Raw genomic sequence first — 22233 nt, forward strand, 5'->3', positions numbered from 1 at the left:
GGAACAGCGAAAACCCCCAGGGTGACCTGGGGGTTTTCTGCTGGTGTCCGAGGGGGGACTTGAACCCCCACGCCCGATAAAGGGCACTAGCACCTCAAGCTAGCGCGTCTGCCATTCCGCCACCCGGACCGGGTGTGTGCCGACCGGGCAGGGCCCGTTCCGACGTGGAAAACCATAGCAAACATTCGGGGGTGCTCGATCACGCCCCATGACGTGTGAAAGGCACGTAACGAGGAGCGGGCGGTCTTGGGTGTGCGGGGCAGGCGCGCGAGGATGAGGGGGAGCACCACCGCGACAGTGGAAGGAAGCAGCGTGAGCGAGACCAACACGGCTCGGACCGTCTCCGGTGAGGATGAGGTCGTGGACCTCTGTCGTGACCTGATCAGGATCGACACCAGCAACTACGGCGACCACTCGGGCCCCGGCGAGCGGCTCGCCGCCGAGTACATCGCCGAGAAGCTCGCCGAGGTAGGGCTGGAACCGCAGATCATCGAGTCCCACAAGGGCCGGGCCTCCACCGTGGCCCGGATCGAGGGCGAGGACCCCTCCAAGCCCGCGCTGCTGATCCACGGGCACACCGACGTGGTGCCCGCCAACGCGGCCGACTGGACGCACGACCCGTTCTCCGGCGAGATCGCGGACGGCTGTGTCTGGGGCCGGGGCGCGGTCGACATGAAGGACATGGACGCGATGACCCTCGCGGTCGTCCGCGACCGCATGCGCAGCGGACGCAAGCCCCCGCGCGACATCGTGCTGGCCTTCCTCGCGGACGAGGAGGCGGGCGGCACGTACGGGGCGCGCCACCTGGTCGACAACCACCGTGATCTCTTCGACGGCGTCACCGAGGCGATCGGCGAGGTCGGCGGCTTCTCGTTCACCGTCAACGAGAACCTCCGGCTCTACCTGGTGGAGACCGCGCAGAAGGGCATGCACTGGATGCGGCTCACCGTGGACGGCACGGCAGGCCACGGATCCATGACCAACAACGACAACGCGATCACCGAGCTCTGCGAGGCCGTCGGCAGGCTCGGCCGGCACAAGTGGCCGGTCCGGGTGACCAAGACCGTGCGGTCCTTCCTCGACGAGCTGTCCGACGCGCTGGGCACCCCGCTCGACCCGGAGGACATGGAGGCGACGCTCGCCAAGCTCGGCGGGATCGCCAAGATGGTCGGCGCCACCCTGCGGAACTCCGCCGCTCCGACCATGCTCGGTGCCGGGTACAAGGTGAACGTGATCCCCGGACAGGCCACCGCGCACGTGGACGGGCGCTTCCTGCCCGGTTACGAGGACGAGTTCCTGGCCGACCTCGACCGGATCCTCGGCCCGCGGGTCAAGCGCGAGGACGTGCACGGCGACAAGGCGCTGGAGACCGGCTTCGACGGCTCCCTGGTGGACGCGATCCAGCTCGCGCTCAAGGCCGAGGACCCGATCGCCCGCGCCGTGCCCTACATGCTCTCCGGCGGCACCGACGCGAAGTCCTTCGACGACCTCGGTATCCGCTGCTTCGGCTTCGCCCCGCTGAAGCTGCCGCCGGAGCTGGACTTCGCGGGCATGTTCCACGGTGTGGACGAGCGGGTGCCGGTGGACGGCCTGAAGTTCGGCACCCGGGTGCTCGACCGCTTCATCGACCATTCCTGAGGTCCTGGAGCAGCGTGAACGCTGTCGGCAGCCGAATTCGCCAGCGTGTACGCACCTCACCAGAACGGGTGAAAGGGGTCGCGCACTCGTAGCCCCCCAACTCCCTCCTCGTTACAGGTGATGCGGTCCGCGGCTGGGACCGCACTTGTCAACCAGGAGGAATAATGATCAAGAAGGTCGTCGCAATCGCGGCTGCTACCGGTGGTCTCGTGCTCGCAGGTGCGGGTATGGCTTCTGCCGACGCCGGCGCCCAGGGTGCTGCCATCGGCAGCCCCGGCGTGCTCTCGGGCAACGTCGTCCAGGTCCCGGTCCACATTCCGGTGAACGTGTGCGGTAACACCGTTTCCGTGATCGGGCTGCTGAACCCCGCCTTCGGCAACGCCTGCGTCAACGACTGACGTTGAACACCAACCCGTAAGGGTGTGAGTCCGGTCGGCCCCGCAGTGCGCGCCATGCACTCCGGGGCCGCTGGGCATTCGGCCCTCGCACGGTTGTGTCCGAGGGCATTCGGAAGGCAGAAGGCAGGAAACAAACCTATGCGACAGGTCACACGTAAAGGCCTGATCACCATGGCGGCGGCGGGCGGCGTGCTCGCGCTCAGTGGTGGCTACGCACACGCCGACTCGGGAGCCGCGGGCGGCGCGTCGAACTCACCGGGGGTGCTGTCGGGGAACTCGATCCAGGTCCCGATCGACGTTCCGGTCAACGTCTGCGGAAACTCCGTGGACGTCGTCGGCCTGCTCAACCCCACGGGCGGCAACGACTGCGGAAACGGATCGGCGGACGCCGGTCCCGGCCACACCAGGGACGACGGCCCCTCGTCCGGGCACGGACACGGCGGTTCAGGCTCCGGCAGCCAGGCCTCCAGGCACGGGCACGGACACGGCGGTTCAGGCTCCGGCAGCCAGGCCTCCAGGCACGGGCACGGACACGGCGGCTCAGGTTCCGGCAGCTCCGGCAGCCAGGCCTCGGGGCACGAGGGCCGGGGCGGCGGAGAGGGGACCGGCAGGCACCGTGCCCCCGGCGCCTCCGCCCAGGGGGAGGCGAAGGGGTCACCCGGTATCGGCTCCGGCAACCAGGTGCAGGTGCCGGTCGAGATCCCCGTGAACCTCTGCGGCAACAGCGTCACCATCGGTGGCCTGCTCAACCCGGTCTTCGGCAACAGCTGTGAGAACGACGCGGAGGTCGGCCCTCCGCCCGTCGTACCGCAGACGCCCCACACCCCCGAGGAGCCGGCCCTGCCGCCCGCGCAGGTTCCGCCCGCTCCCGAGGCCCAGCTCGTGCCCGGCCCGCAGCTCGCACAGACCGGTGCGGGCGGGCTCGACCTGCTGGTCCCGGCGAGTGCCGGCCTGCTGCTCGCCGGTGCGGGTACGGTCCTGTACCGCCGCTCGCGCAGCGCCGCATAACGGCACCGCGACTTCGGCGTACGGCGTCGTTCAGGGAGCGGGTTCCGCAGGCGCGGGACCCGCTCCGCGCTACCAGGTGGCCCGGAGCTGGCGGATGATCCGGCGGCGCAACCGGACGCGGCGGCTGCCGTCCAGGCGCAGGGTCAGGCGGTCCAACTCCCAGTGCCCGTACTCGGCATGGTCGGTCAGCAGGCGGGTCGCTTCCTTGCGGGAGACCCCGCGCGGCACGTACACGTCGACAAATTCGTATTCCGGCATCGCATCTATTGTGCGTGCAGAGCCCCGGTACGGATAGCGTCTGCACTATGTCTGATGCTGCGCAGCCCACCGCTGCCGAGGTACGCGCCGCCGCCGATGCAGTCAAAACCGCGCTCGACCGCCACCTCGAGGCGGTCGAGCGCCGTACGGGGGACGACGACCCCGCTGTTTTCGACGCGTTCAACGCACTGGCCGCTGCGGCCGAGGTCTACGACGAATTCCTCTACGACCGCTACGACGAGGTCACCCCCTTCGAGATCCCCGGCGCGGAGGACTCGCTGCCGCCGTACGCCGGTCCGGAGGAGCCGCACGCCCTCAGTGTGCTGATCAGGCGCGACTACGCGGTGGTGGAACCCCCGCGGCTGCTGGCCCAGGCACAGCGGCTCGCCGACCTGGACCCGGACCAGCACGACAGCGACACCGTGCCCGTTGTCGGCACCAGCGTGCACGCCGCGCTGGGCGTGCTGTTCGGCGAGTACGAGGTGGACGAGATCGCGTCCCGGCACAAGGAATTCGGGCTGGAAGAGGGCGACTCGACGCTGTGGGTCTCCGCCGTGGACGAGCTTCCCGAGCCGGGGGAGTGGCTCGGGGCACCGTTCGACGACGCCGATCCGGCGCAGGTGGTCTGCCGCTTCGACGTCAGCTCGGTCTTCGACGAGGACGAGCTGGACGGTGACGCGGACGTGTCGGTGGTCGGCGGCTCCTGACTCCTCGGACGGAAGGCCCCGGCGCGCACCGGGGCCTTCGTCGGGCTGTCCGGGGCGCACCGGGTTTCGCTAGGAGGCGTCCGGGGTCGGCAGAGCCTCCAGCAGGGGACGCAGCCGCGTCGTCCGTTCCTGGGCGGGGATCTCGGCGACCGCGCGCGGCAGCGCCTGGTCCACGCCGTGCACCACGGACAGGTGGCGCTCACCGCGGCTGAACGCGGTGTACACCCATGGGCGGCTCAGGCCCTGAGCCGCATCGCCCGGCAGGACGACGACCACGGCCGGCCAGCGCATTCCGGCCGCCTGATGGGCGCTGAGGGCCCAGCTGTGCCGAACCGACGACTCCACCGCGTCCGGGGGTACGACGACGGGAGTGCCCGCACAGTCCAGGTGCAGACCCTCGGCGTCGGCCGAGACGACCGAACCCGGAACGGCCCTGCCGGGAGCGGGTACGTGGACGACCCGGTCGCCCGGGTCGAAGCCGCCGAACCTGCCGGGGCCCGGATTGAGCCGCTCCTTGAGCGCCGCGTTGAGCGCCTTGGTGCCGGCGGATCCACCGTGTCCGACGGTGATCACCTGGGTGTCGGACGATGGCACGCCGATGGCACGCGGTACCGAGTCGGCGACGAGCTGCACGGTGCGGTGGACCGCCTCACCCGCATCGCGGACGGGGACGATCACGACTTCCCGGCCGGGCGCGTCGACCTGGGTGAGCTCACCGATTCCGATGCCCGAGACGAGCTCGCCGATCGGTCCCGGGTCCGGTGTGCGCGACACCACCTGCGGGCAGGCGCGGGCCGCCAGTACATCCGCGAACACCCGGCCCGCACCGGCGGAACCCAGCACACCCGGGTCGCCGCTCAGCACCAGCCGGGTCCCGTCGGCGAGGGATTCCACCAGCATCGCGGCGGTCTCCACATCGAGCTGCGGCGCGTCCAGCACGACCAGCAGGTCCAGGGCGAGAGCACCGTCCGTGTCCCGGCCGGGGCCCGCCGCGCCGGAGAGCAGATCCCGGAGGGTGACCGCGGACTGCGGATCACCGACCGCGGTGGCCAGCCGGTGCCGGCCGTCCACACTGTGGGTCGCGCCTAGTGCGCGCAGCCCCAGACCTCGCGCGGCGGCGACGAGGGCGGCGGGTTCCGCCCGGGCACTCTCGCCACCGCTGTGGGCGACGAGTCCGGCGGTCGCCACCGTCCTGATCAGCTCGGCCGCCGAGGGCGACGGGGCGGCGGCAGCCGCATCCGTCCAGTCGGCGCCCTTCTCGCAGGCGTTGACCAGCCGCGCCAGGCCGTCGGCGAGGCTCTCCTCGGCCAGTGCGTACCGGTCGAGGCCCAGCAGAACCTGAACCGGCTCCTGCTCGTCGTGTGCGTCCTGTGCGCCGTCCCCGTCGTCCCCCTCCGGCTCCTCGGCCTCCGCGGCGTCCGCGGGGTCGAGGCCGTCCTGGAAGACGAGCACGACACCCTCGGCGACGGCGTGCTCGACGGCGGCCTCGGGGTCGGTGACCGCGCGTTCGGCCAGTGCCGCACGTACCTGCGACGCGTCCAGCGCGGTATGGCCCTGGAGGGCGGCACGCTCCAGCAGCCAGCCCACGAGCGCCGCCGTACGCCGCTCGTCGTCCGGGCCGCACTCCGCCCCGAGCAGAGCCCTGGCGAAGCCGTCGGCCTGCTCGGGGCGGACCCCGGGCACGGACAGCAGCTGCCAGGGGTCCTCGCGCAGGAGGCCCGCGGCCTGTTCGCCGAGCGTCACGGCCGCCGGGCGTGCCAGGGCCTCGGGCGCGCCCCCCTCGGCGAGCACCGCGGCGACGGCGTCGGAAGCCTCGGGCGAGGCGGTGGGCGTGGGCTGCTGTCCGGCGGGCCGGGGCCGGGCGGCAGCGGGTACGGACGCGGGTCCGGTGGTGGTCGGGCGGGGCGCGGGCGGCTCGAAGAACGCGGTGGCGGCCTTCTCGCCGCTCTCGACGGCGCGGACGGCCGCGAGCAGGTCGGCAGCCGGGCCGCTCAGCTTCGTACCGGCGGCGATGGGTCCATCCTTCTCCGCCTTGCGCTTCTCGATCCGCTCCAGGAGCTCGCGCTGAGCCGCCAGCTCGATCTCGGCCTCCGAGAGCGCGGGAGCCGCGACGGTCCCGGGCGTGCCGTCGGCCTCGGTGCCGCCGGAGGCCTCGGCGCCTGCGGGGGCCTCAGGGTCCGCGGAGTCTGCGGGGGCCCCGGGGTCGGCCGAGGCCTCGGCGTCTGCGGCGGTCCCGGACTCCGCAGAGGCTTCGGGACTCGCGGGAACCTGCTCCGCACCGCCCTGCACGGCCTCGTCGTCGCCGGGCGCACCGGCGGCGCCGGCGGCGTCGTCGGAGCCCGCGTCCTCGCGGTCCTCGTGGTTCTCGGCCGCGGGGTCCGGGGTTTCCCCCCGGGGAAGGGCAGTCACAGCGTGCTCCAGTCCTGGTCGGGATAGCGGTGCACGGGCGCCGACACATCGTCGAGCGCCTGGCAGATCTCGTCAGGAAGACTAAGCGCCTCCACTGACAGGGCCTCGGAGAGCTGCCGCGCGTTGCGCGCGCCGATGATCGGGGCCACCACTCCCGGGCGGTCCCGTACCCAGGCGAGCGCGACCATGAGAGGTGTCGTGGCGAGGCCGTCCGCGGCTGTGGCCACCGCGTCGACGATCCGGCTCGCAGGGTCGTCGAGATACGGCTCGACGAAGGGGGCGAGGTGCTCCGAGGCGCCCCGTGAATCGGACGGCGTGCCGGTGCGGTACTTGCCGGTCAGTACCCCGCGGCCGAGCGGGGACGAGGGCAGCAGCCCCACTCCGAGATCCAGCGCCGCGGGCAGCACCTCCCGCTCGATGCCCCGCTGCAGCAGTGAGTACTCCATCTGCGTGCTGGCCAGCCGGGTACGCAGACCGGGTGCCGCGAGCTGCCAGGTGGCCGCCTTGGCCAGTTGCCAGCCGCTGAAGTTCGACACTCCGGCATAGCGGACCCGTCCCGAGGACACCGCCAGGTCCAGTGCCTGAAGGGTCTCGTCCAGCGGCGTCACGGGGTCGAAGGCGTGTACCTGCCACAGGTCGACGTAATCCGTCCCGAGCCGCTCCAGGGACGCGTCGAGCGCAGCCAGCAGATGCCCGCGTGATCCGTCGAAGCGGCGGTACGGATCGGGCACGCTGCCGGCCTTGGTCGCGATGACCAGATCCTGCCGGGGCACCAGGCTATCGACGAGCCGGCCGAGGAGGTACTCGGCCTCCCCGCCGCCGTACACATCGGCCGTGTCGATCAGCGTGCCGCCGGCGTCCCAGAAGGCTTTCAGCTGGTCGGCAGCATCGTGCTCGTCGGTGTCCCGGCCCCAGGTGAGGGTGCCGAGCCCGACCCGGGACACGCGAAGGCCGGTACGGCCGAGATGCCTCTGCTCCATGGGCGCTGAGATTACTGGCCAAGGCCCCACAGGGTGGAAGCCTGTGGACAACCGAACTGAGAGCCGTCCAGCCTGCCGGATCCCCGGCATGCGCGCTAGAGTCCGGGACACAGGGACGTTACTCATCAGTAGAGGGAGCGCGGCATGCGGCTCGGCATCAATCTCGGTTACTGGGGCGCGGGCATGGACGGCGACAACCTCGCCGTCGCCCAGGAGGCCGACCGGCTCGGTTACGACGTCTGCTGGGCGGCCGAGGCCTACGGCTCCGACGTACCGACCGTGCTTGCCTGGGTCGCCGCCCAGACCGAGTCCATCGACGTCGGGTCCGCCATCATGCAGATCCCGGCCCGTCAGCCCGCCATGACGGCGATGACCGCGGCCACTCTCGACTCGCTCTCCGGAGGCCGGTTCCGCCTCGGCCTCGGTGTGTCGGGACCGCAGGTCTCCGAGGGCTGGTACGGCGTCAAGTTCGACAAGCCGCTGGCCCGCACCCGCGAGTACGTCGACATCGTGCGCAAGGCCATGTCCCGCGAGCGCCTCTCCTACGAGGGCGAGCACTGGACGCTGCCGCTCCCCGACGGCCCGGGCAAGCCCATCAAGCTCACCGTCCACCCCCAGCGCGAGCACATCCCGCTCTACATCGCCGCGATCGGCCCGAAGAACCTGGAGCAGACCGGCGAGATCGCCGACGGAGCCCTGCTGATCTTCCCCTCCGCCGAACACCTCGAGGACACCGCGGTGAAGCACCTGCGGGCCGGCCGGGAGAAGGCCGGGAAGACCATGGAGGGTTTCGACGTCTGTCCGACGCTGCCGCTCGCCGTCGGCGACGACATCAACGGCCTCGCCGACATGTTCCGCCCGTACACGGCGCTGTACGTCGGCGGCATGGGCAGCCGCAAGCAGAACTTCTACAACCAGCTGGCCCAGCGCATGGGGTACGAGAAGGAAGCCGCCGAGATCCAGGACAAGTACCTGGCCGGCGACAAGGCGGGCGCCGCCGCCGCCGTGCCGCACCAGCTCATCGACCAGACCACGCTCCTCGGATCGGTGGAGCGGATCGCCGAACGCATGCAGGCCTACGCCGCCGCCGGAGTCACCACGCTGACGCTCGCCCCGGCCGGATTCACGCTCGAGGAGCGGCTCGCGGCCCTGCGCGCAGGCACGGACGCCCTGGAGCACTCCGGCCTCGCCGCCTAGGGCCTCTGTCACGCCCCGGGGACAGCACTACGGCCGTGGTGGGGGCTCGGGGGTCCTCCCCGCCACGGCCGTCACAGGGAACAACGCGCACCGCGCCCGACGGTTACGCCCCCGGCCGCGCCGACCGGACGGGGGCCGGGGCCCGTTCGGCCCTGCCTGGCCCCCCTCGTGTTGCCCGCCGCCCGGTTCCGCCTTTGACTTTGTTTCTGCGGACACGGTGCGAAGGGTGGCAGTGATGCTCTCGGCAAAGAGTCTTTTTCAGGAGATCCTCGACGACGACGACGCCTTCCGGCTGTTCTGCTCGATCGCAGCCAGCGGAGAGTCCCAGGGCGGCTGGGAGAACGGCCGCATCGCCGCCCTCGTCCCGGGAAGCCTGCGCGATCTCGCCCCCAAGATCACCCGGCACGGGGCCGACGAGGACAAGCACGGCCGGATCTTCAACGCCCTGCTGAAGCAGCGCGGGCTCGAACCCGTGGTCGTGCCGTACGAGACCGACTACACGCTGCTCCTGGAGAAGCACGGCATCGGCCTCGCCCATGACCAGCTCAACCGTGACGAACCGCTGTCGGAGCGGGACATCATCGTCTACCTCGCCCACAGCAGGGTCACGGAACAGCGCGCCTCCGAGCAGATGCAGCTGCTGCGCAGGCACTTCGCGGACCATCCGTCACTCGGCCGCGCGGTGAAGATGATCTCGCGGGACGAGGACAACCATCTCGCCTACTGCCACGAGGAACTGCTCCGCTTCGCCCGGGCCGGGCACGGCCGGACGATCCAGGCCGTCCTGCGGGACTGCGCCCTCGCCGAGATCCGGGTGTACCGGGACGTCAGCCTCGCCGTGATGAGCCACATGGGCACCGTGCTGCGCTGGCCCCGTGCCAAGGCGGCCGTCCTGGCCGCGGGGATCCACGCGATGTACGCGTACGAGCGGCTGGCCGGCTGGCGGCGCATGGTGAGCCTGGAGCCGCCCGCACGGCGCGACGCGCTGGGCGGCCCGGCGACGCCGGAAGCCGAGTACGCCTGACGGACGGGCCCGGCCCGACCGGAACGCGGGGCGCTACATCCACCCGCGGTGTTTGAACAGGCGGTACAGGCCGAAGACGGCGCAGCCCATCAGCCCGACCACCACCGGGTACGTCCACACCCAGTGCAGCTCGGGCATGTGGTCGAAGTTCATGCCGTAGATGCCGGCCACCATGGTCGGTACGGCGGCCATGGCCGCCCACGCCGAGATCTTCCTCATGTCGTCGTTCTGCCGCACCCCCATCTGTGCCAGATGCGCCGACAGAATGTCCGAGAGCAGCCGGTCGAGCCCCTCCACATGCTCGTTGGCACGCGTCAGGTGGTCGCTGACGTCCCGGAAGAACGGCTGTGAGTGCTTGTCGACGAAAGGCACGCCCGCGCCCGCGAGCCGGGTCATCGGCGCGCTCAGCGGGCCGGTGGCCCGGCGGAACTCCAGTACCTGCCGTTTGAAGGTGTAGATGCGGGCAGCGGTGTTCTTGGCGTCCCCGGTGCCGCTCGGGGCGAACACCTGCGCCTCCAGCTCCGACAGGTCCGCCTGGAGCTCGGCCGCGACCTCGATGTAGTGGTCGACCGCCGCGTCGCTGACCGCGTACAGCACTGCCGTGGGGCCGTGCCTGAGCACCTCGGGCTCGGCCTCGAGCCGACGGCGTACCGCCGCGAGGGGCGCCCCCTCGCCGTGGCGGACCGTCACCACGAAGGAGTCACCTATGAAGATCATCAGCTCATCGGTGCTGACCGTGTCGCTCTCCGGCTCGTAGACCACGGGCTTGATGACGGCGAACAGGGAGTCGTCGTAGACCTCCAGCTTGGGGCGCTGATGGGCGCGCAGGGCGTCCTCCACCGCCAGGGGGTGCAGGCCGAACTCGCTGCTGACGAGGTCGAACTCCTTCTCCGTCGGCTCGTGCAGTCCGATCCAGACAAAGGCGTCCCCGGCCTCCCGCGCTTCGCCCAGGGCATCGGAGAAGTCGGCGGGGCCGTCGGTCCGGCGCCCGTCCCGGTAAATGCCGCAGTCCACGATCACGCGCGCATTCTTCCCTGCATCGTGCCTCCTCGCACCTTCGACGTGCCCTCTACGCTGGCACGTATGCCCACGCTCATCCTTGTACGCCACGGACGCTCGACCGCCAACACCGCCGGAGTGCTCGCGGGGCGGACCCCCGGAGTCTCCCTCGACGAGCGCGGCGCCGAACAGGCCGCCGCGCTGCCCGGACGACTGGCCGCGATCAACCTCGTCGCGGCCGTCAGCAGCCCCCTGCAGCGCTGTCGCGAGACCCTCCAGCCCCTGCTCGACGCCCGGCCGGGCCTCGTCCTGCGCACGGAGGACCGGATCAGTGAATGCGACTACGGGGACTGGTCGGGGCGCAAGCTCGCCGAACTCTCCGACGAACCGCTGATGTCCGTCGTGCAGCAGCACCCCTCGGCCGCCGCGTTCCCCGGCGGCGAGTCCATGCGGGCCATGCAGGCCAGGGCCGTGGACGCCGTACGGGACTGGAACAGCCGCATCGAGGCGGAACACGGCGACGACGCCACGTACGTGATGTGCTCGCACGGCGACATCATCAAGGCCCTCGTGGCCGACGCGCTCGGCATGCATCTCGACCTCTTCCAGCGCATTCACGCCGACCCCTGCTCGGTCACCGCGATCCGCTACACCCGGCTCCGGCCCTTCCTTCTCCGCCTCGGTGACACCGGCGACTTCGCGTCCCTGGCACCGCGCGAACAGCCCCTGGGGGCCGACGCGGCGGGGGAGGAGGCAACGGATGCGGCCGTCGGGGGCGGCGCGGGGGCGCCGTGATCTCTCCGCGCAGTAGGGTGGACGCGCCGTAGAGGCCTTGCGGGGGACATCCCCCCAGGGCCCGGGCGGCCCCCATTCGCCTTCATATTTCAAGGGAGACAGGACGTGTCCCGTCAGGTGTTCCTCTACGACCCCCCGGACCGTTTCGTGGCCGGTACGGTCGGGCTGCCTGGCCGCCGTACGTTTTTCCTGCAGGCATCCTCGACGGGACGGGTCACCAGTGTGGCCCTGGAGAAGACCCAGGTTGCCGCGTTGGCCGAACGGATCGACGAACTCCTCGACGAGGTCGTCCGGCGGACCGGCGGCAATTCACCGGTGCCGGCGGTGGCACCCATGGACGTCACCGACACCGCGCCGCTCGACGCCCCGGTCGAGGAGGAGTTCAGGGTCGGCACGATGGCGCTCGCCTGGGACGGCGAGGAACAGCGCATGATCGTCGAGGCGCAGGCCCTCGTCGAGCTGGACGCGGACTCCGAGGACGACCTCGCGGAGGCGGAGGAAAGGCTCCTGCAGGACGAGGAGAACGGCCCGCCGATGCTCCGGGTCCGGCTGAGCGGCGCGCAGGCCCGGGCGTTCGCCAAGCGCGCCCTGGACGTCGTGAACGCCGGCCGCCCGCCGTGCCCGCTGTGCAGCCTGCCGCTCGACCCGGAAGGACACGTATGCCCGCGCCAGAACGGATACCGTCGCGGGGCCTGACGGAGGCCGGACTGAAGACCCTGCTCGCCCAGGGGGAGCTCACGGTCCTCGGACAGGTCCGCGGCGCGTCGAACGCCGTGCTCTACTGCACGGTCGCGTACGAGGGCGAGGAACGCCCCTGCGTGTACAAGCCGGTGGCCGGGGAGCAGCCGCTGTGGGACTTCCCGGACGGCACGCTCGCCCAGCGCGAGGTGGCGGCCTACGAGCTCTCCGAGGCGACCGGGTGGGGGCTCGTGCCGCCGACGGTGCTGCGCGAGGGCCCCTACGGCGAGGGCATGTGCCAGCTGTGGATCGAGGCGGACGAGACCGCCGAGGAGTCCGTGGCCGACGGCGCCGCTGTCCACGGACTGCCGCCGCTGCTCGGGCTCGTCGAGGACGATGAGCCGGGGGACGGCTGGAAGGCCGTGGGCTTCGCCGAGGTGGGAGAGGGGAAGACCGCGCTGCTGGTGCACGCCGACGACCCCCGGCTGCGCAGGCTCGCGGTCCTGGACGCGGTGATCAACAACGGTGACCGCAAGGGCGGGCATCTGCTGCCCGCTCCCGGGGGCCGGCTGTTCGGCATCGATCACGGCGTCACCTTCAACGCCGACGACAAGCTGCGGACGCTGCTGTGGGGCTGGGCGGGCGAGCCGCTGACGGCCGAGGCGGTCGAGGTGCTGGACGGGCTGTCCGCCGACCTGGAACCAGGTGCGGCGCTGGCCACCCGGTTGGGGGAACTCATCACCGCGGTGGAGCTCGACGCGCTGCGGGGGCGGGTTGCCGGGCTGCGGAAGTCCGGGAGGCACCCGCAGCCGAGCGGGGAGTGGCCGGCGATTCCGTGGCCACCGGTGTGAGAGCGGCGCTCTCGCGGGGGCAGGTGGCCGAAGGCCGGACAGCGGGTCCGGAGGGCGGCCCGACCGGTGCGGGAGCGGGCCTTCGGCGGTCCGTTCCCGGCCTCTAGCGGAAAACTGTCGCACGTACAAGACCGCCTCTTCGGCCAGGATCCTTGATCCGGTTCGTATCCGGAAGCATCGTCCGGTTACGCTCATGACATGCATGCCTGGCCCGCTTCTGAGGTCCCCGCCCTGCCTGGCAAGGGCCGCGACCTTCGGATCCACGACACCGCGACCGGCGGACGGATCACCCTTGACCCCGGTCCCGTCGCCCGCATCTATGTCTGCGGCATCACGCCGTACGACGCGACCCACATGGGTCATGCGGCGACCTACAACGCGTTCGACCTCGTTCAGCGCGTGTGGCTCGACACCAAGCGGCAGGTTCACTACGTCCAGAATGTGACCGACGTGGACGATCCGCTGCTGGAGCGGGCCGTGCGCGACGGTCAGGACTGGACCGAGCTCGCGGAGCGCGAGACGGCACTCTTCAGGGAGGACATGACCGCCCTGCGCATGCTTCCCCCGAAGCACTACATCGGGGCGGTCGAGGCGATACCCGGCATCGTCCCGCTGGTCGAACGCCTCAGGGACGCGGGTGCCGCCTACGAGCTCGACGGCGACGTGTACTTCTCCGTCGACTGCGACCCGCACTTCGGTGAGGTCTCGGGACTCGACGCCGACGCGATGCGCCTCCTCTCCGCGGAACGCGGCGGTGACCCGGACCGGCCGGGCAAGAAGAACCCGCTCGACCCGATGCTCTGGATGGCCGCTCGCGAGGGTGAGCCGAGCTGGGACGGCGGCAGTCTCGGCCGCGGCCGGCCCGGCTGGCACATCGAGTGCGTCGCCATCGCGCTGGACCACCTCGGCATGGGCTTCGACATCCAGGGGGGCGGCTCCGACCTTGCCTTCCCGCACCACGAGATGGGTGCCTCCCACGCGCAGGCACTGACCGGCGAGCATCCGTTCGCCCGTGCCTACGTGCACGCCGGCATGGTCGCCCTGAACGGCGAGAAGATGTCCAAGTCCAAGGGCAACCTCGTCTTCGTCTCGGCCCTGCGCCGCGACGACGTGGACCCCGCGGCGATCAGGCTGGCGCTGCTCTCGCACCACTACCGGTCCGACTGGGAGTGGACCGACCAGGTGCTCGCCGACGCCGTCACGCGTCTCGCGACCTGGCGTGCAGCCGTGTCCCGGCCCGACGGGCTCTCCGCGGACACGCTCGTCGAGGAGGTCCGGGAGGCCCTGGCCGACGACCTGGACGCCCCGGCGGCGCTCGCCGCCGTGGACCGCTGGGCAGCCCGGCAGAACTCCGACGGCGGTACGGACGAGGGCGCACCCGGTCTCGTCTCGCGCACCGTCGACGCCCTGCTCGGTGTCGCGCTCTGACCCGACCACCCTGCCGACACGAACCGGCCCCGGACTTCGAGGAGAAGTCCGGGGCCGGTTCGTGTACGGAGGCGGGTCGTGCGCCGTGCGGAGTCAGTCCCCGGCAGGACCTGCGGGCCCCTCGTCGGTCCCGGCGGACGGGTCCTCCGGCGAGTCCTGGGACCCGGGACCGGAGCCGGCCCCGCCCTCGGGGGCGTCCTTCGGGGTGTCCTTGGGCCGCCCGCTCTCCGGACGCTGCGGCTTCGGCGGTCTCGTGCGACCGCTCGACGTGTCCCGCAGATAGGACACGTCACCGCTCTCCGTGGCATGGCCGCCCGGCCCCTGGCCGGGACCTCCGACATCCCGGCGTCTGAGATACCGCTCGAACTCCCGGGCGATGGCCTCGCCGGACGCCTCGGGCAGCTCCGCGGTGTCCCGGGCCTCCTCCAGCGTCTGCACGTACTCGGCCACCTCGCTGTCCTCGGCGGCCAGTTGGTCGACGCCGAGCTGCCACGCGCGTGCGTCCTCCGCCAGTTCGCCCAGCGGGATCCGCAGCCCGAGCAGATCCTCCAGACGGTTCAGCAGGGCGAGCGTCGCCTTCGGGTTCGGGGGCTGCGACACGTAGTGCGGCACCGCCGCCCACAGACTCACCGCAGGCACACCGGCATGCGTACAGGCCTCCTGGAGGATGCCGACGATGCCGGTCGGGCCCTCGTACCGGGTCTCCTCCAGATCCATCGTCCTGGCCAGATCCGGGTCCGACGTGACCCCGCTGACCGGCACCGGCCTGGTGTGCGGGGTGTCGCCGAGCAACGCCCCCAGGATGACGACCATCTCGACGCCCAGTTCATGGGCGAAACCCAGGATCTCGTTGCAGAACGAGCGCCAGCGCATCGAGGGTTCGATGCCGCGGACCAGCACCAGATCGCGGGGTTTCTCCCCGCCGATACGGACCACGGAGAGCCGCGTGGTGGGCCAGGTGATCTTGCGCACCCCACCGTCCAGCCACACCGTGGGCCGGTTGACCTGGAAGTCGTAGTAGTCCTCGGCGTCGAGCGCCGCGAACACCTCGCCCTTCCATTCCCGGTCCAGATGTCCGACCGCTGTGGAGGCGGCGTCACCGGCGTCGTTCCAGCCTTCGAACGCGGCCACCATGACCGGGTCGATCAGCTCGGGTACCCCCTCGAGCTCGATCACCCAGGCCTCCTTCCGAAGTTTTCTTGCGTACGGACCAACCTTACGGCTTCCGCCCCTTCCCCCCGCAGTCCGTTTGCGTGGGCGGGTGAACCGTGCTTGCTCCCTGATTCATCCGAGCTGTGGGCCAGGAGAACAGGCCGAGTTACCGCTCTGTCCTGGGCTGCGTGCCGCGCGCCACGTCATGCACCGGCTGCCCGGTCCGGCAGTTCCTCCGGCCGAGGCCGTGGAGTGGATGCGCGCGTCCGAGCCGGTACGGCCCGTACCGGCTCGGGGAACCGGCGCGGCCACCGGCGAACACGCCGCGATCCGCGACGTGTTCGGGCGGCCGTTCCGGCAGACCCGGGCGGCTTCGCCGCGTGCGTCCCGCCACCGGCCGACCCCACCGGGCGGTGGACGCGGTCCGCCGGCCGCCGGCCCGTCACAGCGCCGAGCGCAGCCACTGCTCCACACTCGCCACATGCACCGTCGCCCAGGAGCGGGCCGCCTCGGCGTCCCGGTCCCGCAGCGCCGCGAGAATCGCCCGGTGCTCGTGCAGGGTGCGGCTGACCGCGTCCTCCTGGGTCAGCCCACGCCAGACCCTGGCCCGGGTGGTCGGCCCGGAGAGCCCGTCCAGCAACGAGCAGAGGACGGAGTTCCCGGACGCCCGGACGATCCCGCGGTGGAACTCCAGATCGCCGGCGACCAGCTCCTCCACCGAGGGATCGGCACCCAGTGCGTCCAGCTGGGCGTCCAGCGCGTCCAGTTGGGAATCCTCGATCAGCAGAGCCGCCATCGCCGTGGCCGCGGGCTCCAGGATCCTGCGGACCGCGAGGAACTCCAGCACGGTGTCGTCCCGGTGGAAGTCCACCACGAAACTCAGGGCCTCCAGCAGCAGCTGAGGATCCAGACTGGTCACATAGGTGCCGTCACCCTGGCGCACATCGAGGATCCGGATGAGGGACAGCGCCCGCACGGCCTCGCGCAGCGAGTTGCGTGACAGGCCCAGCTCGGCCGCGAGTTCGCTCTCCTTGGGAAGCCGGTCGCCGGGCCGCAGGGCGCCCGAGACGATCATTCCCTTGATCTTCTCGATCGCTTCGTCGGTGACGGCCATGGTGGGGCCTCCTCGCGCACACAAGACATCCGATGTATGCCTCCATTATGTGGCCCTCGGCCCGTGGTACGGCCACCCGCGGGCCCCAAAGGCTCCGGGCCTGCTCCACGAAGAGCCGGTGGAGGGCGCTCGCCGCGTGAGGCGGAGCCCGACCGCGGTGCTCGCCCCGTGGACACCCACTCGACTGCCGGCGCCGTGGATGGCTAGTCTGACGGGCATGAAGGACCGACGGAACCTCACACAGCGACGTCACATCGACCTCGCACGTGTTGCCAGTTCCTTCTGTTGTCGCGAAGTCTGAGGGACCCCTCCTTCGCGCGTCTGCCCATGCCCTCCTGACCAGGACGGGCCGGCCCGTCTCCGGGACCCCCTCCGCCGGTGACCCGGCATTCCCCGCCGACGCCCCGCCCAGCCCCGGGCCGGCCCGGCGCCTGGTGCCCCTCCGTGCCGTCCGGCGCGGGTCCGTGCGCCGTTCCGCGGTTCTGCCTGCACCGCCCCACGAGAAGAGAGCCCATGGCCACCGTCCTGTCCGTCTCGGGAAGCCCCTCCGCCACCTCCCGCACCGCCCGGCTGCTGCGCCACCTCGACGACCGCCTCGCAGGCCAGGGCCACACGGTCATACCGTTCGACGTCCGCACGCTGCCCGCGGACGCCCTGCTCCGCGCCGACTTCGGCCATCCGGCCGTGGTGGGCGCCCTCGACCTGTTCGCGCGTGCCGACGGTGTCGTCATCGGCACACCCATCTACAAGGCCGCGTACTCGGGACTGCTGAAGTCCCTGCTCGACCTGCTGCCGCAGTTCGCCCTCGCGGGGAAGACCGTCCTGCCCCTGGCCACCGGAGGCAGCACCGCTCACGTCCTGGCCATCGACTACGCGCTGCGCCCCGTGCTCAGTTCGATGGGCGCGTCCCACATCACCCAGGGCTGGTTCGTCCTGGACCGGCACATCACGGTGTCCCCCGACGGCGTACTCACCGTCGAGGCGACGGATGCCGAGGCGCTGGACCGGATCGTCGACGGGTTCTCGGCCGCGCTGGAGCGCACGGCACCGGTGGCAGTCCATGGCTGAGATCATCCGCGACGACGCCGAGGCACTGAAGAAGGCTGCCGAACTGGCCGCGGAATTCCGCGAAGGGGCCTCGCGGCGTGACGCCGAACGCCTGCTGCCCCGCACCGAGCTGGAGAAGCTGTCGGCATCCGGCCTGCTGGCCGTGACCGTCCCCGCGGACCACGGCGGCGCGGACGTCAGCGCCCTCACCCTCGCCCACGTCTTCCGGCTGCTCGCCTCGGCCGACGCGAGCCTCGCCCAGATCCCGCAGAGCCACTTCGCGTACGTCAACGTGATCCGCAGGCAGGGCACGCGCGACCAGCAGGCCTTCTTCCACGCGGAGCTGCTGGCGGGCAAGCGGTTCGGCAATGCCCAGTCCGAGGCGGGGACCAGGCACGTCCAGGACATCCGCACCCGGCTGGAACCCGCCCCCGACGGCTCGTACCTGCTCACCGGTGTGAAGAACTACGCGACCGGCGCACTCTTCGCCGACTGGATCCCCGTGCTCGCCCGCGGCGACGAGGACAAGCTGCACGTCGCCCTCGTCCCCGCCGGGGCACCCGGTGTGACCGTCCTCGACGACTGGGACGGCATGGGCCAGCGCACCACCGCGAGCGGCACCGTACGCCTGGAAGGGGTACGCGTGCCCGCAGACCGGGTGTTCGCGCACCATCTGACCTTCGAAGGCCCGCAACTGCACGGCGCGGTGGCCCAGTTGCTGCACGCGGCGATCGACGCGGGGATCGCGGCCGGAGCTCTGGCCGAGGCGGCGGATTTCGTACGGACGAAGAGCCGCCCCTGGTTCGAGAGCGGGTACGACACCGCGGCCGAGGACCCGCTGCTCATCCAGCGGTTCGGCGAACTCGACCTTCGGGTGCGGGCCGGCGACGCGCTCCTGGACACCGCTGCCCGTGCCGTGGACACCGCGCAGGCCACCCTCACCGACGAGACCGCCGCCGAGGCGTCACTCGCCGTCGCCGCAGCCAAGGCGTACGCCGCGAGCGCCGCCGTCGAGGTCGCGGGCGCCCTGTTCGAGGTGGCCGGCACCCGCTCGGCCCTCGACTCGCTCAACCTGAACCGGCACTGGCGCGACGCCCGCACCCACACCCTCCACGACCCGGCCCGCTGGAAGATCCAGCACCTCGGCCGCCACGCCCTCAGCGGCACCCGACCGCCCCGCCACGGCCTGCTGTGACACCCCCGAACGGAGATCACCGGTGACCCTCACCTTCCACTGGTTCCTGCCCACCAACGGCGACAGCCGCCATGTCGTCGGAGGCGGGCACGGCACCCCCGTCACCGCGGCGGGCGGCGACCGTCCGCCCACCGTCCGCTACCTCGCCCAGATCGCCCGTGCCGCCGAGGACCTCGGCTTCGAAGGGGTACTGACCCCCACCGGTGCCTGGTGCGAGGACGCCTGGCTGACCACGGCCATGGTCAGCCAGCACACCGAACGCCTGAAGTTCCTGGTCGCCTTCAGGCCCGGTTTCCTCTCGCCCACCCTCGCCGCGCAGATGGCCTCCACCTACCAGCGCCAGACCGGGGGACGGCTGCTGCTCAACGTGGTGACGGGCGGGGAGAGCCATGAGCAGCGCGCGTACGGGGACTTCCTCGACAAGGACGCGCGCTACGCCCGGACCGGAGAGTTCCTGGAGATCGTCCGGGACCTGTGGGAGGGCAGGACGGTGGACATGAAGGGCGAGCACCTCACCGTCGAGGACGCCCGGCTCACCCGGGTTCCCGACCCGGTGCCCGAGGTGTACTTCGGCGGGTCGTCGCCCGCCGCCGGTGTGGTCGCCGCCCGGCACGCGGACGTCTACCTCACCTGGGGCGAACCGCCCGCCCAGGTCGCGGAGAAGATCGCCTGGATACGCGGGCTCGCCGAGCGCGAGGGCCGCACCCTGCGCTTCGGTATCCGGCTCCACGTCATCGCCCGTGACACCTCCGAGCGGGCCTGGGCCGAGGCGGACCGCCTCCTGGCGGGCTTCGACCCCGCCGTCGTGCGTTCCGTCCAGGAGGGCCTGGCCCGCAGCGAGTCCGACGGGCAGAAGCGGATGCTCGCCCTGCACGGCGGCGGCCGCGACGGCCTGGAGATCCACCCCAACCTGTGGGCGGGCATCGGCCTGGTCCGGGGCGGTGCGGGCACCGCGCTCGTCGGCAGCCACGAGGAGGTCGCCGAGCGCATCGAGGAGTACCACCGGCTCGGCATCGACGAGTTCATCCTCTCCGGGTACCCGCACCTCGAGGAGGCGTACTGGTTCGGCGAGGGCGTCCTTCCCCGGCTGGCGGCCCGGGGCCTGTGGGCCCACCCGGACGGTCCGGCCGACCCCGGCCCCGCCCAGGTCCCCTTCGCGAAGGCCCCGGCAAGGGCCTGAGGGCCCGGCGCCCCGGGCCCCGTGCGGGCCCGGGGTCACTCCCACAGCGTGGAGGGCGCCTCGCGTCGCAGGACCGGGGCGACCTCCTCGGCGAACCGCTGCAGGGTCTCCAGCTGTTCGCCGTGCGGCAGGCCGAAACCGTCCACGGTGATCGACTGCAGGTCGTGCCGGTACACCGAGTGGTAGCCGAGGACCTTGTCGATGATCTGCTGCGGGGACCCGATGAGCTGCGGCCCGTTCGCGATGGCGTCCTCGATCGTGCGGAACGGGGTGTTGTAACCGGCCCGGCCCTCCAGATGCGGTCTGAACGACTGCGCGACCCTGGCCTCGTAGAGCTCCTTGTAGCGTTCGACGGCCCGCTGCGAGCTGTCCGCGATGAGCAGCCCGCCCGACCCCGCCGCCACCCGCGCATCGGCAGGGTCGTGCCCGTGCGCCTCGAACCGTTCCCGGTAGTGGGCGATGAGCCGGGCGTACGCCTCACGGGGCTGGATCGCGTTGGCCGTGAAGAGCGGATCGCCGTGCTTCGCGGCGAGTTCGGGGGAGTTGAGGCTGGTCGCCGAGCCGTGCCAGATGCGCGGCAGCCCGGCGTACGGACGCGGCACGGTCGTCACGTTCTTCAGGGACGGACGGAACTCGCCCTCCCAGTCCACCCCTTCCTCGGTCCAGAGCCGCCGCAGCAGCTCGTACTTCTCCTTCTGCAGATCCCACTGCCGCTCCTCGTCGAGCCCGAACAGATCGAAGTGTCCGGCCTCCGCCCCCTTGCCCACGACGAGCTCGATCCGGCCGCGCGATATCTGGTCGAGCGTCGCGAAGTCCTCCGCCACCCGCACCGGATCGAGGATCGCCACGACCGTGACCCCGGTCAGCAGCCTGATGGTGCTCGTACGTGCGGCCAGCGCGCCCAGGACGACGCCGGGACTGGAGGAGAGGAACGGCCCGGCGTGCCGCTCCCCGACCGAGTAGGCGTCGAATCCGAGGCGCTCCGCAGCCGTCGCGGTCTCGATCACCTCGTGGAACCGGTCGGCCGCCGAAGGGAGTTCACCCGTCAGCGGGTGCGGGGCGTGCCCGATGAGGGAGAGTACGGAGAACTTCACGAGGACCGTTCCTTCCGTTGCGTGGAGAGACGGGGCGTCAGACCCCGGCCGGACCGAGGTGACCGCGCAGGGTCCGGGCGGTGTACTCGGTGCGGAAGAGCCCCCGCCGCTGCAGGACGGGCACCACGCCGGCGGTGACCGCGTCGAGGTCGTCGGGGAGTACGGCGGGCCGCAGCCGGAACCCGTCGGCGCCCCCTTCGCGGAACCACTCCTCGAGGAGGTCGGCCAGACCTTCCGCAGTACCGGTGAAGACCGCCGCGTCCGAGACGAAAGGCACGCCCGCGGCCTCGTCCAGCCGTGCCCTGCGCTCGTCGGCCGCCTCCTGGGTGGCGCCCAGGACGATCTCGACGTCGGCGAAGACCCGCAGTGCCCCCACCGGGCGTCCCGCTTCCTCCCGCAGGGCCTCGACCTCCTTGCGGATGCCGACGAGACCGGCGGTGTCCTTCGGAGTCACGAACACGACATCGGCATGGGCGGCCGCCAGCCGGTAGGGAATCGTCGCGTGCGCCAGCACCACCAGCGGCGGCCGGCCCTGCACGGGACGCACGGCGGTGCCCCACGCCTGCGTCACGGCGTCCAGGAACTCGCCTGCACGCCTGAACAGTTCGGCCAGCTCGCGGTCACCCTCGGGTGTCCCGTACAGCGCCACCAGCCGCGCACGCTCGGCGGTGCTCGTCGCCACGCGCGGCCGTACTCCCGCCCGCCCCGCACTCAGATGGTCGAGCGTCGCGATCCGCGAGGCCCAGGCCTCGGGGTCACCGGTTGCGGGACCCAGCGGGACGAGCCCGATCCGGTCGGTGACCGTGGCCGCCAGTGCGAGCAGCAGCGCGGAGTCGAGCAGTCCGGGGCCGTCCTCCACGGTGATGAAGTCCAGCAGCCCCTCCTCGGCGCCGCGCACCAGTGAGGCGTACGCCTCGGGCGTGAACGACCGTGCGGGCGCGGCAGGATGGGACCCGGAACCGTTGAGTGCCACCGACAGACGGAATCCCTCGTGTGCGGTCATCCCTCCACTGTCCCCGCGTCACGTTGCACCCGTATGGCGGCTGTGTGGCACGTCCCACGGAGAGACACCGCAGGGGCG

At 71.6% G+C, this 22233-nt stretch carries 22 protein-coding genes and 1 tRNA gene; 14 read left to right on the top strand and 9 right to left on the bottom strand.

Translation table 11 applies throughout. From position 1 onward, the window contains the following. Positions 1-41 precede the first annotated feature (41 nt). Positions 42-129: transfer RNA gene (locus ACFW9O_RS00780), tRNA-Leu, on the bottom strand. Positions 130-312: 183 nt separating this feature from the next. Between ACFW9O_RS00780 and ACFW9O_RS00785 the strand changes: the two genes are divergently transcribed. The 3 genes from ACFW9O_RS00785 to ACFW9O_RS00795 all read left to right on the top strand — a co-directional run bounded on the left by ACFW9O_RS00785 (position 313) and on the right by ACFW9O_RS00795 (position 3044). Then, positions 313-1638, top strand: a complete 1326-nt coding sequence (locus ACFW9O_RS00785) for a M20/M25/M40 family metallo-hydrolase (protein WP_384603569.1) — start codon at positions 313-315, stop codon at positions 1636-1638. A 164-nt stretch (positions 1639-1802) separates the two neighbouring features. Continuing rightward, positions 1803-2036, top strand: a complete 234-nt coding sequence (gene chpH, locus ACFW9O_RS00790) for a chaplin ChpH (RefSeq protein ID WP_384603572.1) — start codon at positions 1803-1805, stop codon at positions 2034-2036. 138 nt (positions 2037-2174) lie between these two features. Then, complete coding sequence (locus ACFW9O_RS00795) at positions 2175-3044, top strand: chaplin family protein (protein WP_384603575.1); 870 nt, start codon at positions 2175-2177, stop codon at positions 3042-3044. Positions 3045-3113: 69 nt separating this feature from the next. Here the strand turns inward: ACFW9O_RS00795 and ACFW9O_RS00800 are convergent, their stop codons facing one another. Further along, on the bottom strand, positions 3114-3302 hold the full coding sequence (locus tag ACFW9O_RS00800) for a DUF5703 family protein (protein ID WP_185301746.1): 189 nt from the start codon (positions 3300-3302) through the stop codon (positions 3114-3116). A 47-nt stretch (positions 3303-3349) separates the two neighbouring features. Between ACFW9O_RS00800 and ACFW9O_RS00805 the strand changes: the two genes are divergently transcribed. Further along, a complete protein-coding gene (locus ACFW9O_RS00805) occupies positions 3350-4009 on the top strand; it encodes a hypothetical protein (RefSeq protein WP_384603578.1) in 660 nt (219 codons plus the stop codon). 69 nt (positions 4010-4078) lie between these two features. Here the strand turns inward: ACFW9O_RS00805 and ACFW9O_RS00810 are convergent, their stop codons facing one another. Both ACFW9O_RS00810 and ACFW9O_RS00815 read right to left on the bottom strand, forming a co-directional pair. Continuing rightward, positions 4079-6418: a helix-hairpin-helix domain-containing protein gene (locus ACFW9O_RS00810; RefSeq protein ID WP_384603581.1), complete on the bottom strand. Its 2340-nt coding sequence runs from the start codon at positions 6416-6418 to the stop codon at positions 4079-4081. Then, complete coding sequence (locus tag ACFW9O_RS00815) at positions 6415-7398, bottom strand: aldo/keto reductase (RefSeq protein ID WP_384603583.1); 984 nt, start codon at positions 7396-7398, stop codon at positions 6415-6417. Before ACFW9O_RS00815 ends, ACFW9O_RS00810 begins: the two co-directional genes overlap by 4 nt. Before the next feature lie 144 nt (positions 7399-7542). Between ACFW9O_RS00815 and ACFW9O_RS00820 the strand changes: the two genes are divergently transcribed. Together ACFW9O_RS00820 and ACFW9O_RS00825 are read left to right on the top strand one after the other, a co-directional pair. Beyond that, on the top strand, positions 7543-8595 hold the full coding sequence (locus ACFW9O_RS00820) for an LLM class F420-dependent oxidoreductase (RefSeq protein WP_351167999.1): 1053 nt from the start codon (positions 7543-7545) through the stop codon (positions 8593-8595). Between the two features lie 235 nt (positions 8596-8830). Further along, complete coding sequence (locus ACFW9O_RS00825) at positions 8831-9619, top strand: ferritin-like domain-containing protein (protein WP_384605196.1); 789 nt, start codon at positions 8831-8833, stop codon at positions 9617-9619. A 33-nt stretch (positions 9620-9652) separates the two neighbouring features. On the opposite strand, the gene corA is transcribed toward ACFW9O_RS00825, so the two are convergent. After that, positions 9653-10639, bottom strand: coding sequence for a magnesium/cobalt transporter CorA (corA, locus tag ACFW9O_RS00830; RefSeq protein ID WP_384603586.1), 987 nt, complete (start codon positions 10637-10639; stop codon positions 9653-9655). Between the two features lie 63 nt (positions 10640-10702). Between corA and ACFW9O_RS00835 the strand changes: the two genes are divergently transcribed. The 4 genes from ACFW9O_RS00835 to mshC all read left to right on the top strand — a co-directional run bounded on the left by ACFW9O_RS00835 (position 10703) and on the right by mshC (position 14370). Further along, positions 10703-11413 (top strand): histidine phosphatase family protein, encoded by a 711-nt coding sequence (locus ACFW9O_RS00835; protein ID WP_384603587.1) that lies wholly within the window; start codon positions 10703-10705, stop codon positions 11411-11413. A 105-nt stretch (positions 11414-11518) separates the two neighbouring features. Further along, positions 11519-12109, top strand: a complete 591-nt coding sequence (locus tag ACFW9O_RS00840) for a DUF3090 domain-containing protein (RefSeq protein WP_329212756.1) — start codon at positions 11519-11521, stop codon at positions 12107-12109. Beyond that, a complete protein-coding gene (locus tag ACFW9O_RS00845) occupies positions 12073-12942 on the top strand; it encodes an SCO1664 family protein (protein ID WP_384603590.1) in 870 nt (289 codons plus the stop codon). The genes ACFW9O_RS00840 and ACFW9O_RS00845 overlap by 37 nt, the downstream gene beginning before the upstream one ends. 198 nt (positions 12943-13140) lie before the next feature. Further along, the gene (gene mshC / locus ACFW9O_RS00850; protein WP_351167991.1) at positions 13141-14370 is read left to right on the top strand and encodes a cysteine--1-D-myo-inosityl 2-amino-2-deoxy-alpha-D-glucopyranoside ligase; all 1230 of its coding nucleotides are present in this window, start codon (positions 13141-13143) and stop codon (positions 14368-14370) included. A gap of 93 nt (positions 14371-14463) precedes the next feature. Here mshC and ACFW9O_RS00855 read toward each other — a convergent pair whose 3' ends face one another. Continuing rightward, positions 14464-15546, bottom strand: coding sequence for a PAC2 family protein (locus ACFW9O_RS00855; protein WP_351167989.1), 1083 nt, complete (start codon positions 15544-15546; stop codon positions 14464-14466). 418 nt (positions 15547-15964) lie between these two features. Further along, on the bottom strand, positions 15965-16636 hold the full coding sequence (locus ACFW9O_RS00860; protein ID WP_384603592.1) for a FadR/GntR family transcriptional regulator: 672 nt from the start codon (positions 16634-16636) through the stop codon (positions 15965-15967). 217 nt (positions 16637-16853) lie between these two features. On the opposite strand from ACFW9O_RS00860, the gene ACFW9O_RS00865 reads away from it, so the two are divergent. The 4 genes from ACFW9O_RS00865 to ACFW9O_RS00880 all read left to right on the top strand — a co-directional run bounded on the left by ACFW9O_RS00865 (position 16854) and on the right by ACFW9O_RS00880 (position 20058). Beyond that, a complete protein-coding gene (locus ACFW9O_RS00865) occupies positions 16854-16937 on the top strand; it encodes a putative leader peptide (RefSeq protein ID WP_383805710.1) in 84 nt (27 codons plus the stop codon). Positions 16938-17149: 212 nt separating this feature from the next. Next, the gene (ssuE, locus tag ACFW9O_RS00870; RefSeq protein ID WP_384603594.1) at positions 17150-17704 is read left to right on the top strand and encodes an NADPH-dependent FMN reductase; all 555 of its coding nucleotides are present in this window, start codon (positions 17150-17152) and stop codon (positions 17702-17704) included. Beyond that, on the top strand, positions 17697-18878 hold the full coding sequence (locus ACFW9O_RS00875; protein ID WP_384603596.1) for an SfnB family sulfur acquisition oxidoreductase: 1182 nt from the start codon (positions 17697-17699) through the stop codon (positions 18876-18878). Before ssuE ends, ACFW9O_RS00875 begins: the two co-directional genes overlap by 8 nt. Before the next feature lie 22 nt (positions 18879-18900). Continuing rightward, on the top strand, positions 18901-20058 hold the full coding sequence (locus tag ACFW9O_RS00880) for an LLM class flavin-dependent oxidoreductase (RefSeq protein ID WP_384603599.1): 1158 nt from the start codon (positions 18901-18903) through the stop codon (positions 20056-20058). A 35-nt stretch (positions 20059-20093) separates the two neighbouring features. On the opposite strand, the gene ACFW9O_RS00885 is transcribed toward ACFW9O_RS00880, so the two are convergent. Together ACFW9O_RS00885 and ACFW9O_RS00890 are read right to left on the bottom strand one after the other, a co-directional pair. Next, positions 20094-21152: an LLM class flavin-dependent oxidoreductase gene (locus ACFW9O_RS00885; RefSeq protein ID WP_384603601.1), complete on the bottom strand. Its 1059-nt coding sequence runs from the start codon at positions 21150-21152 to the stop codon at positions 20094-20096. Between the two features lie 37 nt (positions 21153-21189). After that, positions 21190-22155: an LLM class flavin-dependent oxidoreductase gene (locus ACFW9O_RS00890; RefSeq protein WP_384603602.1), complete on the bottom strand. Its 966-nt coding sequence runs from the start codon at positions 22153-22155 to the stop codon at positions 21190-21192. Positions 22156-22233 lie beyond the last annotated feature (78 nt).

Origin of the sequence: Streptomyces sp. NPDC059499 (assembly GCF_042749285.1) — a bacterium.
Lineage (GTDB): Bacteria > Actinomycetota > Actinomycetes > Streptomycetales > Streptomycetaceae > Streptomyces.

Coding starts and splice junctions, on each gene's coding strand:
- chpH (WP_384603572.1), top strand. CDS start 1,803: ATGATCAAGAAGGTCGTCGCAATCGCGGCTGCTACCGGTGGTCTCGTG.
- ACFW9O_RS00795 (WP_384603575.1), top strand. CDS start 2,175: ATGCGACAGGTCACACGTAAAGGCCTGATCACCATGGCGGCGGCGGGC.
- ACFW9O_RS00800 (WP_185301746.1), bottom strand. CDS start 3,302: ATGCCGGAATACGAATTTGTCGACGTGTACGTGCCGCGCGGGGTCTCC.
- ACFW9O_RS00805 (WP_384603578.1), top strand. CDS start 3,350: ATGTCTGATGCTGCGCAGCCCACCGCTGCCGAGGTACGCGCCGCCGCC.
- ACFW9O_RS00815 (WP_384603583.1), bottom strand. CDS start 7,398: ATGGAGCAGAGGCATCTCGGCCGTACCGGCCTTCGCGTGTCCCGGGTC.
- ACFW9O_RS00820 (WP_351167999.1), top strand. CDS start 7,543: ATGCGGCTCGGCATCAATCTCGGTTACTGGGGCGCGGGCATGGACGGC.
- ACFW9O_RS00825 (WP_384605196.1), top strand. CDS start 8,831: ATGCTCTCGGCAAAGAGTCTTTTTCAGGAGATCCTCGACGACGACGAC.
- ACFW9O_RS00835 (WP_384603587.1), top strand. CDS start 10,703: ATGCCCACGCTCATCCTTGTACGCCACGGACGCTCGACCGCCAACACC.
- ACFW9O_RS00845 (WP_384603590.1), top strand. CDS start 12,073: ATGCCCGCGCCAGAACGGATACCGTCGCGGGGCCTGACGGAGGCCGGA.
- mshC (WP_351167991.1), top strand. CDS start 13,141: ATGCATGCCTGGCCCGCTTCTGAGGTCCCCGCCCTGCCTGGCAAGGGC.
- ACFW9O_RS00860 (WP_384603592.1), bottom strand. CDS start 16,636: ATGGCCGTCACCGACGAAGCGATCGAGAAGATCAAGGGAATGATCGTC.
- ACFW9O_RS00865 (WP_383805710.1), top strand. CDS start 16,854: ATGAAGGACCGACGGAACCTCACACAGCGACGTCACATCGACCTCGCA.
- ssuE (WP_384603594.1), top strand. CDS start 17,150: ATGGCCACCGTCCTGTCCGTCTCGGGAAGCCCCTCCGCCACCTCCCGC.
- ACFW9O_RS00875 (WP_384603596.1), top strand. CDS start 17,697: ATGGCTGAGATCATCCGCGACGACGCCGAGGCACTGAAGAAGGCTGCC.
- ACFW9O_RS00890 (WP_384603602.1), bottom strand. CDS start 22,155: ATGACCGCACACGAGGGATTCCGTCTGTCGGTGGCACTCAACGGTTCC.